Source organism: Ruegeria sp. SAZD013 (assembly GCF_059612525.1).
Genome location: NZ_JBXWQT010000014.1, coordinates 63,893 through 78,751, shown reverse-complemented (window position 1 = coordinate 78,751; position 14,859 = coordinate 63,893). Strand labels below are relative to the sequence as shown.

19 protein-coding genes are annotated in these 14,859 nt (G+C 56.8%); 10 read left to right on the top strand and 9 right to left on the bottom strand.

Going from position 1 to position 14,859, the window contains the following annotated elements:
- Positions 1-54: 54 nt before the first annotated feature.
- The 6 genes from AC2FLU_RS04115 to AC2FLU_RS04090 all read right to left on the bottom strand — a co-directional run bounded on the left by AC2FLU_RS04115 (position 55) and on the right by AC2FLU_RS04090 (position 5,427).
- Positions 55-501 (bottom strand): flagellar biosynthetic protein FliR, encoded by a 447-nt coding sequence (locus AC2FLU_RS04115; protein ID WP_496811873.1) that lies wholly within the window; start codon positions 499-501, stop codon positions 55-57.
- Positions 498-2,525, bottom strand: a complete 2,028-nt coding sequence (flhA, locus tag AC2FLU_RS04110) for a flagellar biosynthesis protein FlhA (protein ID WP_496808993.1) — start codon at positions 2,523-2,525, stop codon at positions 498-500. Before flhA ends, AC2FLU_RS04115 begins: the two co-directional genes overlap by 4 nt.
- A 69-nt stretch (positions 2,526-2,594) precedes the next feature.
- Positions 2,595-3,293, bottom strand: coding sequence for a transglycosylase SLT domain-containing protein (locus AC2FLU_RS04105; protein ID WP_496715557.1), 699 nt, complete (start codon positions 3,291-3,293; stop codon positions 2,595-2,597).
- A gap of 72 nt (positions 3,294-3,365) precedes the next feature.
- Positions 3,366-3,794, bottom strand: a complete 429-nt coding sequence (locus tag AC2FLU_RS04100; RefSeq protein ID WP_480474766.1) for an Lrp/AsnC family transcriptional regulator — start codon at positions 3,792-3,794, stop codon at positions 3,366-3,368.
- Between the two features lie 52 nt (positions 3,795-3,846).
- On the bottom strand, positions 3,847-5,166 hold the full coding sequence (locus AC2FLU_RS04095) for an MFS transporter (RefSeq protein ID WP_496808980.1): 1,320 nt from the start codon (positions 5,164-5,166) through the stop codon (positions 3,847-3,849).
- Positions 5,167-5,169: 3 nt separating this feature from the next.
- On the bottom strand, positions 5,170-5,427 hold the full coding sequence (locus AC2FLU_RS04090; RefSeq protein WP_480474768.1) for a metal-sensing transcriptional repressor: 258 nt from the start codon (positions 5,425-5,427) through the stop codon (positions 5,170-5,172).
- Positions 5,428-5,560: 133 nt separating this feature from the next.
- Here AC2FLU_RS04090 and AC2FLU_RS04085 point away from each other — a divergent pair, with 133 nt between their 5' ends.
- The 7 genes from AC2FLU_RS04085 to AC2FLU_RS04055 all read left to right on the top strand — a co-directional run bounded on the left by AC2FLU_RS04085 (position 5,561) and on the right by AC2FLU_RS04055 (position 10,342).
- Complete coding sequence (locus tag AC2FLU_RS04085) at positions 5,561-6,175, top strand: ribonuclease D (RefSeq protein ID WP_480474769.1); 615 nt, start codon at positions 5,561-5,563, stop codon at positions 6,173-6,175.
- A complete protein-coding gene (locus AC2FLU_RS04080) occupies positions 6,172-7,140 on the top strand; it encodes a KpsF/GutQ family sugar-phosphate isomerase (protein ID WP_480474771.1) in 969 nt (322 codons plus the stop codon). The genes AC2FLU_RS04085 and AC2FLU_RS04080 overlap by 4 nt, the downstream gene beginning before the upstream one ends.
- Before the next feature lie 11 nt (positions 7,141-7,151).
- Positions 7,152-7,751: an LPS export ABC transporter periplasmic protein LptC gene (lptC, locus tag AC2FLU_RS04075; protein ID WP_480520011.1), complete on the top strand. Its 600-nt coding sequence runs from the start codon at positions 7,152-7,154 to the stop codon at positions 7,749-7,751.
- 3 nt (positions 7,752-7,754) lie between these two features.
- Complete coding sequence (locus AC2FLU_RS04070) at positions 7,755-8,246, top strand: LptA/OstA family protein (RefSeq protein ID WP_480555273.1); 492 nt, start codon at positions 7,755-7,757, stop codon at positions 8,244-8,246.
- Complete coding sequence (gene lptB / locus AC2FLU_RS04065) at positions 8,246-9,004, top strand: LPS export ABC transporter ATP-binding protein (RefSeq protein WP_480474775.1); 759 nt, start codon at positions 8,246-8,248, stop codon at positions 9,002-9,004. The genes AC2FLU_RS04070 and lptB overlap by 1 nt, the downstream gene beginning before the upstream one ends.
- A gap of 252 nt (positions 9,005-9,256) precedes the next feature.
- Positions 9,257-9,820, top strand: coding sequence for a ribosome hibernation-promoting factor, HPF/YfiA family (gene hpf, locus AC2FLU_RS04060; protein ID WP_480474777.1), 564 nt, complete (start codon positions 9,257-9,259; stop codon positions 9,818-9,820).
- 57 nt (positions 9,821-9,877) lie between these two features.
- Entirely contained in the window at positions 9,878-10,342 is a 465-nt protein-coding gene (locus tag AC2FLU_RS04055) for a PTS sugar transporter subunit IIA (protein ID WP_267363095.1), read from the top strand.
- A 53-nt stretch (positions 10,343-10,395) separates the two neighbouring features.
- On the opposite strand, the gene dalA is transcribed toward AC2FLU_RS04055, so the two are convergent.
- Positions 10,396-10,911: a divisome-associated lipoprotein DalA gene (gene dalA, locus AC2FLU_RS04050; RefSeq protein WP_209507204.1), complete on the bottom strand. Its 516-nt coding sequence runs from the start codon at positions 10,909-10,911 to the stop codon at positions 10,396-10,398.
- A 169-nt stretch (positions 10,912-11,080) separates the two neighbouring features.
- On the opposite strand from dalA, the gene AC2FLU_RS04045 reads away from it, so the two are divergent.
- Positions 11,081-11,680: a L,D-transpeptidase gene (locus AC2FLU_RS04045; RefSeq protein ID WP_480474779.1), complete on the top strand. Its 600-nt coding sequence runs from the start codon at positions 11,081-11,083 to the stop codon at positions 11,678-11,680.
- Between the two features lie 139 nt (positions 11,681-11,819).
- On the top strand, positions 11,820-12,002 hold the full coding sequence (locus AC2FLU_RS04040) for a hypothetical protein (RefSeq protein ID WP_480474781.1): 183 nt from the start codon (positions 11,820-11,822) through the stop codon (positions 12,000-12,002).
- Between the two features lie 161 nt (positions 12,003-12,163).
- On the opposite strand, the gene hemH is transcribed toward AC2FLU_RS04040, so the two are convergent.
- Positions 12,164-13,213, bottom strand: a complete 1,050-nt coding sequence (gene hemH, locus AC2FLU_RS04035) for a ferrochelatase (RefSeq protein ID WP_480555271.1) — start codon at positions 13,211-13,213, stop codon at positions 12,164-12,166.
- A gap of 57 nt (positions 13,214-13,270) precedes the next feature.
- Positions 13,271-14,101 (bottom strand): methyltransferase domain-containing protein, encoded by an 831-nt coding sequence (locus AC2FLU_RS04030; protein ID WP_496715556.1) that lies wholly within the window; start codon positions 14,099-14,101, stop codon positions 13,271-13,273.
- Here AC2FLU_RS04030 and AC2FLU_RS04025 point away from each other — a divergent pair.
- A complete protein-coding gene (locus tag AC2FLU_RS04025; RefSeq protein WP_496715555.1) occupies positions 14,082-14,846 on the top strand; it encodes a double zinc ribbon domain-containing protein in 765 nt (254 codons plus the stop codon). The genes AC2FLU_RS04030 and AC2FLU_RS04025 overlap by 20 nt on opposite strands.
- Positions 14,847-14,859: the final 13 nt, after the last annotated feature.

Below are 14,859 nucleotides of genomic sequence, written 5' to 3'. Positions count from 1 at the left end.
AATAAGCGCTGATACATAGACTAGGGTGGGTCAAATCTCGGTGAAAATACCGGGTCACTTCTCAGCGGAAATCAACACCATGATGACGGCAAGCGTTATCCCCGCGATCGTCAGCAGATATCCCATCGCCGGAACAGGATCAGCGGCCGCTGCACCCAGCAATTGCGACAATGACGTGGATTGCGCGGCAATGGATCCGGCGGTTTGCAGCGACAAAACAAACAGCCGCAACCCTGTTCCAAGCGCCAGTCCAATCAGGATTTCTGTCCCAACCAACCGTCCCAGCGTCCTGAGGCTGGGAGACAGGTCGAAAGGTTGGGTTGCCGGAAAAATGATCAGGGTAAAGGCGACGGAAATCCCCAGTTTCATCCGTGTTGGAATGCTGCGTTCGCCGAAAGCGGGCAGCAGTGAAACCAAAGCAGAGACGCGCAGAAACACCGCAAAGACCTGCCAGAGCGGTTCGGCCAGCTGCGTCAACAATTCTGGCGGCAAAGCGATCACGCGGGAACAGTTCCTACCAGCGCAGGTTTGGCTTCCAATCCGATCTCCTCAAAAGAAAGAACCGGGTTTGAAATGCCGCGCGCATACATGATCGTACGCAGCAATCGGCGTCGCCGGGTCGAGGTCACGACTGCAGGAAACAGACCGTTATCAGCAGATCTGGCGATACTGCTGACCATGCCGTCGGCCAGCTTGTTAAACAGGTTCGGCGGCAGTGCGACATCCAACCCAGCGCTGGGCGCGTCGACCTGATAGGTGGTGAACGTTTCTTCCCATTCGGGAGCCAGTTGGATAAGCGGGATTGAACCGTCTTCGCGCTTCATGTCTGCGACCAGCTGAAATCCGAGACGCTGGCGCACCAATTCGCAAATGGTTTCGGGTTGGGTGGTTGTCAGCCGTGCCTGGGCCACACTTTCAAGGATCAGGGCCATGTTCCGGATCGAAACCCGTTCCTCCAAAAGTAGTCGTAGAACGGCGTGCAATGTGTCGATCGGAACTTTGTCGGGGATCAATTCATCCAGAAGCTTGCGGTTTGCCTCAGCCCGTACCGGGTCGCTCAGACGGGTCATTTCGGTCAGGAGGCGGCGCAGGGATTTCAAGGTCAGCAGGCGTGAGAAGTTCTGTTTGATAATTTCAAGCAGATGCGTTGCCAGGATCTCGGGCGGTGAGACTATGGTGGCCCCGTTCAACGCCGCGTCCTCCTGATGTTTGGGCAGGATCCAACGGGCAGGCGCGCCGTAAACCGGCTCCGTCACGTCGTTGCCTTCGGGCAACAGATCGAACCCGTCCTGAACCAGAGCCAGAACCAGATCGGGGTTCAGAACGCCGCGCGCCTGTTCGACCCCCTGAACCTTGATCACATAGGTTCCGGTTGGCAGGTCGGCTCGATCAGTCAGACGAATTTCGGGCAGGATCAATCCGAAGGTGGACGCCACGTAGGTGCGCATATTGGCGATGCGGGCATCCAACCCGGTCCCGGGATTCAACACCAGACTTACCAGATCAGGTGCGAATTCAAGGTGCACGTCATCCAGATCCAGAATATCACCAATAGCCTGCGAGAAAGGCACCTCGGTGTCGGTCGCCTGCGAATGCAATGACGGGTCCGTTTCTTTCTGCTTTTTCCGAATTCTGTAGGCCGCATATCCAAGCACAGCTGCACCGAGGATGAACGGCAGGAAAGGCAGGCCGGGCACCAGCGCAAACAGGACCATTAGAACAGCCACGGTAGACAGCGCCGCCGGATGCCGCCCGAGTTGGGAGAAAATGGCATTGTCAGTGGCACCCTGTGTTCCGCCGCGCGCCAGCAGCAATGCAGAGGCAATCGAGATGATAACAGCGGGGATCTGCGAGACCAGACCATCACCGACGGTCAGGATTGCATATGTCTCGAACGCCGAAGACACCGGCATTCCGTGCACGATCACCCCCATGACCAAACCCATAACAAGGTTCAAAAGAGTGATCAGAAGACCGGCAACGGCATCACCTTTGACAAATTTCGACGCACCGTCGAGCGAGCCGAAGAACGTTGTCTCCTGCTGTTCACGTTCCCGCCGATCCTTGGCTTGCTGATGGTCGATGGCCCCGGCTGACATGTCGCTGTCGATGGCAAGTTGCTTGCCCGGCATCCCGTCCAGTGCAAAGCGAGCGCCCACTTCGGCCATACGGGCGGCCCCTTTGGTGATGACCATGAAGTTCACGATCAGCAGCACCCCGAATACAACAAGACCCAGAAAGATGCTGCCGCCCATGACGAAATTGGCGAACCCTTCGATCACGTCACCCGCTGTGTTGGGTCCGGTATGCCCCTGACCGATGATCAGTTTGGTTGACGAGACGTTCAGCGACAGGCGCAACATCAGCGATGCCAGAAGAATCGTTGGGAAGGATGAGAAATCCAACGGACGCTCGATGAACAGCGTCAGTGTGAAAATCAGGATGGCAAGCGCGAAAGAGGCGGCTAGCCCGACGTCCAGCACCCAGGCGGGCATGGGCAGGATCATCATGACGATGACGGTCATCAGCGCCACTGCCAACAGGACAGTAGGTGAAAACAGGGACCGGATGTCAAACTGGGGCACGCAGGTATCCTAATTGAAAGGGATGAAAGCAGTTGCTGTGCTATTGGTCGGGACCAGAGAGCCCAGGGAAGTGGTGGCGGGTGTGGCCACTAGCATCGGAATCAAGGGCGCTGCGGCCCTTGTGAACGGATCGAGTGACATACGAGAAAACCCGTGTGAGGACGGGTTGTCCAACTGGGCCATCACTGTCTGGAACCGACCACGATAAGCCTTGGCCAGAGCATTCGTGCGGGAATGGTAGGCCCCGGCCGCAGCCGACCACGAACCAAGCTCGAAATAAAGGTCTTTCAGGAAGCGGGCAGCATAGGTCGCATTTTCATCCGGATCGAACATCGAATCGATCGAGCGGAAGGCATTGCCATGCCATCGATAATTGACCTGAAAACACCCGACGTCAAAGCTACGAGAGCCCGCTTTGAAAATATCGAAAACATAGGCCTTGGCCTCGGCCTCGGACTTGAACCAATACCCCTGGCCTTCGACATTTATAGTCCAGGGCCAGGGCTGCAACATTCCGCCAACTGTTCGCCCGGTTTCAACGCGTGTTATGGCGCGCAGTACATCCAGCGGAACATCTTCGGACAGTGATGCACGGCGCGCGGCCTGATCACAAAGCCCGCCTGTTGGCACATTGTGCATGGCGGTACCCGCCTGCGCCAACAGCACATGCAGTATCATGAAAGCAATCGGTATTCTGTGAATTGGCATTCTGCCGGTCCGGGATTCTGGTGTTCCCGGCCAAGCTAGACACCGATCGGTTTACAGAGGGTTATCGCGGCCTCAATTTCGGTCGATCCTGCGTCCGAAAACAACGCTTGTATTGGTGCGCAGGACGCCAGGGATCTTCGCCAGATCGTCCACCAGAATGTCCAGATCCTCCAGCCTCGGGGCATCTGCGGTCAGCATCAGATCGAATTCGCCATTGATCGACAGGCACAGTTTGACCTCGGGATAGGCCTCGAGCCGTTTAAGGATTCGGTTGGTTTCCTTCTGCTGCACTTCCAGCATAACGATGACCTGCACTTTAGGCGTGTCTTCCGTGGACCCAAGGCGCACGGTGTATCCCGTGATTACGCCGCGATGTTCCAGCCGACTGATCCGTTCATGCACAGTCGTGCGAGCCACACCCAGCGAGGCCGCGATCTGCGTGGTCGAGGCACGTGCATTGGCTTGCAGGGCGGCGATAATACGACGGTCAAGCTGGTCCATTGGGGCTCCGGTTTGCGGCAAGTCCGGGTTTAGATCAGATTGACGCCCTTTCTCAAGGCTCACGCGGCATGCGTGGGTGCAGATCATCGATAATGATCGGGTGCGCGTGCGGGCCTACCCCGGCCAGATGCGGATGATCGGTCGGCAGATCGGGGTGATTGTGAACAACCGGTTCCTGATCGTCACGCGGCCAAAGGCTGACTGCTACAATCACACCCGTCATGGACAGAATAGACATACTGCCGAGCGCGACAGTCGGTCCATAGACGGTCATTATCCACCCAGCCAGCGGATAAAGCACCAACCAGCAGCCATGCGACAGAGTGAACTGTGCAGCAAAGACAGCGGGGCGGTCTTCAGGATGGGCCGAACGGGTCAACAAACGACCCGAAGGCGTAAGGGTTGTAGAATACCCAAAGCCGGTAAAGGCCCAAAAAACGGCAAGGACACCCAGCGTAAGCGGGATCGTCGCGGTCAGAACCGAGGCGACGGCCATAGCGCCCGACGCAAGAATGGCTCCGGACAGCATAACCTTGCGATCCTCGATCCGATCCAGCAGGCGGGGCAGAGTGAACGCCGCAAGCATCGACCCGCCCCCAAATCCGGCCAGTGCAATGGCCACGGCGCTTTCGGACAGGCCAAGCGTGGCCCGCACGATGACCACTGTGTTGACGATCACCATCGAACTCAGCGCTGCCGCGCTCCAATTGAGTGCAAGCAGCCCACGCAGCCGGGGCGTTTTCAGGTAGATGCGAATTCCGCGTGTCGTGCGGTCATAGATTCCGCGTGGTTTGCTGGGCTTGGGCGAGGGCAGGGCGACCGAGACAACCAGAAATGCCGAGGCAACAAACCCCAGCGCTGTGCCCCAGAACAGGCTGTTGAAGCTGACCAGCAACAGAAGTGCCGCGGCAAACATCGGGCTCAGCAGGCTTTCCATGTCGTAGGCCAGACGTGACAGAGACAAAGCGCGGGTATACTCGTTTTCATCTGGTAAGACGTCCGGGATCGTCGCCTGAAAGGCGGGCGTGAACCCGGCCGAGGCGGATTGGAGCACGAAGATCAGCACATAGATTTGCCAGATCTCGGTCACGAAAGGCAGGCATACGGCGACTGCGGCGCGGATCAGGTCCAGAAAAACCAGCATTTTCCGACGGTCCAGCCGTTCGGCAAAAGCGGCGGCCAGGGGGGCCACGGTGACATAGGCCACCATCTTGATTGTCAGCGCGGTGCCCAGCACAAGGCCAGCAGCGTCTCCGGCCAGATCAAAGGCCAGCAGCCCAAGCGCGACTGTGGCCAGCCCGGTTCCGGTCAGGGCGACGATTTGGGCGGCAAACAGGTGGCGGTAGGTCCGGTTTTTTAGAATGCTCAGCATGGTTCAGAGGTATTTCGTGATGGCTTTAAAATCCTCGATCCCGCCGCTATCGCCATCAGAAGACAGGCAATGGTCGATGTGATCATGGATCAAGGCGCGCTTGGCGTTGGTGACCGCTTTTTCAACGGCAAACAGCTGTTGGGCGATGTCAGAACAGGGCGCCTGACCTTCAAGCATGGCAATGACCTTTGCCAGATGCCCGTGGGCCCGTTTCAGCCTTGCCGTGATATGCGGATGCGACTCGCGGGGTAAATTTGTCATGATGTATCCCTATCCCCCCCATGAGGATATTGTCAATCCTGTTGCGGGGATCTGCCCGTGACTTTTGGACGGCGTTGAGTTTATGGACCAAACCGCCTATCTCGGAGGCGATATCGCACAAAGGAATAATCGGGTGGCGAACCATTTGTACAAAAACGACCTGCCGGACGGGTTGGATCTGGGCCCCGTTGTGGCCATTGACTGTGAAACCATGGGTCTGAACCCACATCGTGACCGCTTGTGTGTGATTCAGATGTCGGGTGGAGACGGCAACAGCCATATCGTGCAGGTGGAAAAAGGCCAGACAGAGGCGCCGAACCTATGTGCCATGCTGGAAAACCCTGACGTACTGAAGCTGTTCCATTTCGGGCGCTTCGACATCGCCGCCCTGTACCATACCTTTGGTGCTCTGGCCGCGCCGGTCTATTGCACCAAGATCGCCAGCCGCCTGGTGCGGACCTATACCGACCGGCACGGGCTCAAGAACCTGTGTCAGGAACTCATCGGTGTCGATATTTCCAAACAGCAACAGATGAGCGACTGGGGCGCAGTCTCACTTACAGACGCTCAATTGGATTATGCTGCGTCAGACGTACTCTATCTGCATCAGCTGCGCGATGCGCTAAACATTCGTCTGGTTCGCGAGGACCGGACTGAAATGGCGCAGGCCTGTTTTGACTTCCTGCCGATGCGTGCGAAACTGGACCTTGCCGGTTGGCCCGAAACGGATATCTTTGCGCACTCATGACCGATACCGAAGCATTCCTGAGAACCGCCCGTCAGGTGGTCATAGACGAAGCCCGCGCGCTGGACGTCCTTGCCGACAGTTTGGACAAGCATTTTGCCGAAGCGGTGCAACTGATCCTTCAGGCCACCGGGCGCATCATCATCAGCGGTATCGGCAAGTCAGGCCACATAGGTCACAAGATTGCGGCCACGCTGGCCAGCACCGGAACGCCTGCCTATTTCGTGCATCCGGCAGAGGCCAGCCATGGGGATTTGGGCATGGTCTCCAAAGGTGATGTGGTTCTCGCGATCTCGAATTCGGGAGAGGCACCGGAACTTGCTAATCTGCTGGCCTTTACGCGCCGCTTTGGCATTCCGCTGATCGGATTGTCCAGCAAACCTGACAGCACATTGATGAAACAGGCCGACGTACATCTTCTGATCCCGTCGATGGGCGAGGCTTGTGGCTATGGTATGGTGCCGTCGATTTCCACGACGCTGACCCTTGCCATGGGCGATGCATTGGCGATTGCCCTTATGAAATACCGCGATTTCCGACCCGAGGATTTCCGCGCCTTCCATCCCGGCGGCAAACTGGGTGCGCAATTGAGTACGGTACAGGATTTGATGCATGTCGGAGAGGCCCTGCCTCTGGTTGCGGCGCATACTCCGATGAGCGATGCGCTGATCGAAATCAGCCAGAAGGGGTTTGGTGTTGCTGGTGTAACGGACCCGCAGGGTCAGTTGGCCGGGATCATTACAGACGGTGACTTGCGGCGCCACATGGATGGGTTGCTGAACAAAACGACCGAGCAGGTAATGACCCCCAACCCCACAACCATATCCCCGGGTGCGTTGGCGGAAGAAGCGGTCGCGATCATGAATGACCGTAAGATCACCTCGCTCTTCGTGGTTGACGAGGCTACATCAGGTCAGGCTTTGGGGCTGCTTCATATCCACGACTGCCTGCGTGTCGGTCTGGGCTGAGGGAGGCTGAAGTGGACAGATATTCCCGCATGGTGCAGTTCCTTAAGGTGCTGTTGCCGCTCGCGGCTATTGTGATGTTGTCCACGGTATTCTTGCTGTCCCGCAGCATCGAAACAAACGTATCCGTGCCCTTCGCGCAGAAAGACATTGATGAGAGACTGGAACAACAGGTGGTAACGCGGCCGGATTACCGCGGAACGACCCGCAAGGGAGAGACCGTGCATATCGAGGCTGTGCAAGCCAGGCAGGGCACCGAGGCGTCGGTTCCGACCGCGTCCGAGTTTCGCGGCCGCTTTGGGCTGCTCAATGGCGGCACAATTTCCCTGGATTCGAATTCCGGCCAGATCCGTCCGGATAGTGGAACAGCAACCTTTGTTGGTGACGTGGTCATCACCACGGCGGATGGTCTCAAGGTTACGACGGATCTGCTCAATACCTCGTTGGATGAAGTCCGGGGCGACACGCCGGGGCAGGTGAACGGAACCGGTCCGATCGGTAACTTTTCTGCGGGGCGTATGACCTTTGGCACTGAAAAAACGGACGGGCCAGTCCATATTGTTTTTACAGATGGTGTGAAGCTGGTATACGAGCCTGAAAAAGCAGAAAGATAACTTGTGTTCGATTTTCGATTTGTTCCTTTGTGCCTCGCGTTGATCGCGGGCGCCGCGCCCGTGATCGCGCAGGAGGCGCAGGTGGCTTTTGGGTCCGCGAATGCCGATCCGAGCCTGCCAGTCGAGGTGACATCGGAAACCCTGAACGTCAATCAAGAGGACGGATCGGCCGAGTTCATCGGGAACGTTATCGTCGTGCAGGGTGAAATGCGCCTGACAGCCGAACGCGTGCTGGTTATCTACAATCAGGAACGCTCGGCGATCGAGCGAATGGAAGCGACCGAGAATGTGGTTCTGGTCAGCCCGCCGGATGCAGCGGAAGGCGACTGGGCTGAATACAAGATCGGTTCGGGTGAGATTGTCATGAAGGGCAATGTCCTGCTGACACAGGGCCCCAGCATCATCAGTGGCGATCAGATGAACGCCAACCTGACTACGGGTACTGCGACCATGACCGGGCGGGTCAAAACGATCTTGCAGCAGGGAAACAACTGATGGCGCGTCCCGACCTGAAACTGACCGAGGGCAGTTCCGGGCTGCGCATCGAGAAATTGCGGAAGTCCTACAAAAAAAAGACGGTGATCCGCGATGTCTCGATGACGTTGGGCCGGTCCGAAGTGGTAGCGCTGCTGGGGCCGAACGGGTCAGGTAAGACCACAACGTTTTATTCAGTTGCGGGACTTGTATTCCCCGAGGCGGGAAAAGTCACGATAGACGGCCAGAATGTGACTACTTTGCCGATGTACCGGCGGGCGCGGATGGGGATCGGCTATCTACCGCAGGAGATGTCGATCTTTCGCGGCATGAGCGTCGAGGACAACATTGCTGCCGTTCTGGATATCACGGTCTCTCATGCGCATAAGCGCAAAGAGCGTTTGGAAGAGCTGCTGTCGGACTTCTCGATCGAACACTTGCGCCGGGCCCCGGCATTGGCGTTGTCAGGCGGCGAGCGCCGCCGGGTCGAGATCGCGCGCTGTTTGGCCGCAGACCCCAAATACCTGCTGCTGGATGAACCGTTTGCAGGCGTTGACCCGATCAGTGTCGGGGATATTCGCCATCTGGTCGCGGATCTGAAAAAACGCGGTATTGGTGTGCTGATCACCGATCACAACGTCAGGGAAACGCTGGAAATTGTCGACCGGGCCTATATCCTGCATGACGGTCAGGTTTTGATGTCCGGCACACCTGATGAGGTTGTCGAAAACGAGAATGTGCGCCGCGTCTATCTGGGCGAGAATTTCCGCATTTCATAATCTTGCGCGGAGTTGTGCCAATTGCATGGCGGAAATCGCGTATATACACATCTGTTTTGATTGACTCTTCCCTCGTCTCTTGCCTCAATTGGCTTATGGCATTTACCCGGCTCCAGTCTGGATCTCGATGTCCCTTCTTCGAAGGGCTGGAAACAAGGCAACCGCGGAAAATGTCTCGACCCCCCACCCGATAAAAACAAGCTCGTCGCGTTTCGCGGCGTCAGAATGGGTGTGAATTGTGAAGGAGATCACATGCGTTACCAAATCAGCGGAAAACAGATCGACATCGGTGCGGCGTTGCAGACACACGTGCAGACCGAACTGAATGAGGTCGTGGGCAAATATGCGCAGCGGCCTACGGATGCAAACGTCGTCTTTTCCCGTTCGGCGCATGAATATGTATGCGAGACAACAGTGCACCTGTCCACTGGCCTGACGGCTCAGGCCAAAGCCCATGCAACCGAGATCTACGCGGCATTTGAGGCATGCTGTGATAAAATGGAAAAACAGTTGCGTCGTTACAAGCGTCGCCTGAAGGACCACCACAAGGATCGGGTCGAACCGGTTGAACTCTTTGGGGCGTCCTCTTATATCCTCGCTTCTAACGAATCGGAGTCGGCCGATGAACCCGAATCGCTTCAGCCAATGATTGTGGCCGAGATGGAAACAAAAATCCCATCTTTGAGCGTCGGAGAGGCCGTTATGCAAATGGAACTTGCCGGTGCGCCAGTACTGGTGTTCAGAAATGAAAACAAGGACGGATTGAATGTCGTTTATCGTCGCGATGACGGTAATATCGGCTGGATTGATCCGTAACAGGCAAGGATACGGGGCCGCGCCCGCTGATGCGGGTGCGTGCCATGGAGCGTGATCATGGAGCTTTCGAGCATACTGAAGCCCGAAGCGGTGCGTGTTTTGTCCGCGGCTTCCAGCAAGAAGCGGCTGTTTCAGGAAATCGGTGACGTCGCCGCGGCGACGCTGGGTATCGATCCTCAGGAAGCGGTTGATTTCCTGCTGGAGCGGGAAAGCCTTGGACCGACCGGTGTCGGCCATGGTGTGGCGTTGCCACATGCGCGCCTGCCCGATCTTGATTCGGTGTCAGGTGTTTTTGTCATGCTTGAGAAGCCGATCGATTTCGGTTCGGTTGATCGCCAGCCTGTGGACATTGCCTTCGCGCTGTTTGCACCGGAAGAGGCGGGCGTTGATCACCTCAAAGCTCTGGCTCTAGTGTCTCGCACATTACGGGATACTTCGGTTTGCACCAAGCTCCGGGCGAACCCTGATCCGGTAAAGCTCTATGCAATCCTGACCGAGGCGCAGTCTATGCAAGCCGCCTGATTAACAAAAAAGCCCCCGAAAACCGGGGGCTTTTTTCTTTCCGTTTGGCCGGATCAGCCGCCGGTTCCCATTTCCAGCGTCCACCAGATTTTACCACCGCCTTCCTGATGCCAGGCGAATCCCATTTGGGTGGCCTTGGCGTCCATTATGACAGCCCTCGGTCCGGGTTCCTGCATCCAGGCGGCAAGCGTTTCAGTCTCGGTCTCGTAAGTTTCGGAAATGGCTTCCCCCAGAAACGTGCCGAAATAGCCAACACGCGCTGCCCGGTCGATCGGTGATGAACCGTCTGAACCAAAGTGCCAGGGCCGGTTCTGCCGCGACATATCCTTCGAATGAGTCGCCGCCGCTGCGTTCAGCTGCGCGTTCAGCTGTACGGGCTGCAATCCCTGGGCCTGACGCAAGGCATTGACCGAATCAAGCATGCGGAACTGCAGCTTTTCCGGATTGCCGCGGATCTTATATACGGTCGGCAATGGGCGACCATCAGATCCCAGGGTGGTTGAGCCAGTGTTGGTACATGCCGCAAGCGCGACAAAGCAAATCAACAGTAAAGAAACGATGCGCGTCATGTTCGACCTGATTATTGTATCACAACAGGGCATAGCGTGCCTGCTTGTTCTGAGCAAACGCGCAATGGCCACAACTTGCGTGATTCTGCCGGTTTGGTTTGCGACTGAAGCATTCTGGCCATAGAATGCCTCTGATTTCAGACTTCACCAAAACACAGGACCCGTTGTCATGGTAAAAAAGCGCATTCTTTCGCCTACCCGCAGGGGATTTCTAGCAGGGGCTACCGCCACTCTGGCGACACCGGCACTGGCGCAGTATATCCCAGGCGACCCGCTACGTCCCGCGCCCGAGAGTGAACCAGCGGTTCGCCGCAACGTATCCGGGTTCCGGGCATTGGATTGGCAACCGTATTTCTCGAACACCAGAAATGGCGCCATATTGGTCGATACCGTCTCAAGAGCGCTGCATTATTGGTCGGATGATCAATCGGTGTACAAATTGTACCCGTCGTCGGTTCCGCTGACCGAAGACCTTACCCGGCGCGGGCGCACCAGTGTGATCCGCAAGGTCGAAGGCCCGAGCTGGTCTCCGACGCCGTCGATGAAAAAGCGAAATCCGGAATGGCCGGACTATATTCCTCCGGGTCCTGATAACCCATTGGGAACACACGCTTTATACCTGAGCTGGAAGTACTATCGCATTCACGGCACCCATGATACGCGTAAAATTGGTCGCAGATCGTCGAATGGATGCATCGGCCTTTTCAACGAAGACATCGCCGAGCTGTTTTCGATGGCAAAGGTTGGCACGCAAGTGTTGCTAATATGACGACATTTTTGTGTGCGAAGCCGCTTACAGGTCAAGTTGCAATTGCATTCCCGCTCTAATGCTGATTAGAAAAAACTACGAGGTAAGTCTTAGATGTGCGGCTCCGGATATTGGAACCGTGCAAATTCTGGAGGTTAATATGAAGAAACTCGTTCTCGCCGCAGCTCTGACTGCAGCAGCTTCGACTGCATATGCTGGCAACCTGAATGAGCCGGTTGTTGAAGCACCAGTTGTTGTTGAAGAAACTCAGGGTTCGTCGCAGGGCATTCTGCTGCCGCTGATCCTGCTGGTCGTTGTTGCTGCTGCTGTTGCTGCAAGCTAATCCGACACGGAATTCATGAAAAAGGCGGTGGAGCAATCCACCGCCTTTTTTAATTCCAACAGGTCTTCAAGCCTGTTGCGCGCCGAAGGGATACTGACGCGCCAGTATCAAGCCGAGCCTGACGTTCTCATAAGAGATTTGGCTTGTGTTCTGGAAACGCTTTACGCCAGCCACCCGCGCAGATTGTCTTCGATCACCTTTCCAAGTGCTGTGATATGGGCATCGTCATCGTTAAGGCATGGAATATAGGTAAACGTCTCGCCGCCTGCTTCTTCGAAGCTCTCTTTGATTTCTTCGTTAATCTCTTCCAGCGTTTCGATGCAGTCCGCAGAAAACGCCGGGGCAATAACAGCAATGTTCTTTTTGCCTTGCTTCGCCAGGTCGGCCACGTGATCCACAGTGTAAGGTTTCAACCATTCTTCGGGGCCAAAGCGCGACTGGAAGGTCGATACCAATTGATCATCCGCCCAGCCCAATCGCTCCTTTAACAGCCTCGTCGTTTTAGCACACTGACAGTGATAGGGATCGCCCTGCTGCAAATACCGCTCGGGCATCCCATGATATGAGCAGACCAGAATGTCGGGTTTTGTTTCCATAGCCTCGTATGCACGTTCAACTGACTGTGCCAGCGCATCGATATAAATAGGTTCATCGAAATAGGCCGGAACGGTTCGCGTGGCGGGCTGCCAGGCTTCGTCCATCAGCGCGCGAAAGAACTGGTCGTTGGCGGTGGCCGTCGTTGCGCCAGCGTATTGAGGGTAAAGCGGAAAGAACAAGATGCGATCGCACCCTGCCGCTACCATCTCGCGCACTTTGGATTTGGTCGACGGGTTGCCGTAACGCATACAGAAATCGACCATGACCTGATCACCGTATCGTGCGTGCATGGCCTGGCTCAGCTTGGCAGTCTGGTCCTTGGTGATGGTCATCAGCGGGCTTTCGCCCTTTTCCTGATTCCAGATTGATTTGTATGCCTCGCCGGAACTGAATGGCCGTTTAGTCAGGATGATCGCCTGCAGAATCGGCTGCCATTTCCACTTCGGATAATCGATGACGCGCTGATCCGACAAAAACTCATTCAGATACCGACGCATCGGCCAATAGGTGTAATCGTCCGGCGTGCCCAGATTGGCCAGCAATATGCCGACGCGCCCCATCCTGATCTTGGGGTGATCCGTAGGAGCATGAGCGGGTCGCGTGGCATCAAACATATGAGGCTTCCTGAATTTCTTGCGTTAGGGCCTGAAATAAGGGGATTTGGTCGCGCGTCAATCGGGCAGTTTGCCCTCGTCGGTGCGCAAGGCGTCAGCCAAACGTGTTTGCGCCGACCCGGGACGCAGTGGCTTTGGTTGACTGTCGTGGGGGGCCCATCCCGTCAGGCAGATCAGTTCGAACGTGGCTGCCAGGCGCCCGGACCCCGTGGTGAAATGAGTCGCGTAGACGTTTTGCGCGGTTTCAAATACTGCGCGTTTGGTCGGGTGTTTCAGGCGCGCGGATAACGCATTGGCCTCACCCATATTCCGCAGATCGTGCATCAGGTGCCAGATGTCACGGTACTCAGCCGTGAGTGTCACCGAGTCTGCGACGGGCAAGGCCAGACCGGCCCGCTGCAACAAACCGCCCATGTCCCGCAGCTCGGCCATTGGAGCGATGCGGGGGCTGAGGCCACCGGTAACGTCAATCTCGGCCTGACCCAACGCCGCGCGCAATTCGTGCAGCGTTTCGCCGCCCAGACAAACAATCAGCAACAACCCATCGGGCTTAAGCGCGCGGTGGCATTGGATCAACTGACCTACCGGATCGTTTGCACAATGCAGTGTCATGGCGTGGATCACCAGATCATGTGCGCCGGGTTGCAGTGCCAGCACGTCGTTATCCGCAACGATCGAGGCTTCGGGAAAAGCGTCCGTCCAAAGCTGTGGGTAGGCCGTCACGATCGCTGCCGCCGTAAAGGTTTTGTTAACCATGGAGAGCCGATCCTGAACCTCGTCCATCGCGACGCGGTGCAGAAAAAGGGCGTCATCCTGCACGCGGTTGCGATGACGCAGAATGGCGGCACGGTCAAAAAGTGAGGATGCAGTGGGTTCGGGCAGTTTCATAACTGGCAAGTATCGTATCGCGCAACGGATTCAAACCGCACTTGCGCTGATTTATCCACCACGTTGCATGGGGTGCGGCGACCTGACCGAGTCCGATTTTGGCCTGTGTGGCCCGTGCTGGCGGGAAACGCCATTCATTGGCGGCACGGTCTGTGAAAGTTGCGGTCTGCCCCTGATCGGAGGGCAGGACGAGTTTCGGACCGAGTGCGATGATTGCCTGAAGACCGCGCGCCCCTGGAGGGCAGGCCGCGCCGCGCTTTTGTATGACGGCAAGGCGCGGTCACTGATCCTGGCGTTGAAACATGGTGATCAGCCCGAACTGGCCCGCCCTGCCGCGCAGTGGATGGCGCAGGCAGGGCGCCCATTGCTGCGAGCGGGTATGGTGATTGCTCCGGTTCCTCTGCATTGGTCACGCTTGCTCAAAAGGCGATACAACCAGTCAGCTCTCTTGGCGCAGAACCTGGGGCGTGAGACAGGATTGAAATGCGTGCCCGATTTGTTGATTCGCAAAAAAAAGACGCCGGTGCTGGACGGCAAAACAGCAGCCGAGCGGGCACAGATCTTGGAAGACGCGATATGCCTTCAACCCCGAAATGCCCGCCATCTAACTGGCCGGAACGTCTTGCTGGTAGACGACGTGATGACGTCCGGGGCAACACTGGCCACATGCACTCGGGTCTGTCAGGCGGCGGGGGCAAATCATATTTTTGTGTTGGCTCTGGCGCGCGTTGCTAAGAATGCCTAATTCGCCCAAGATT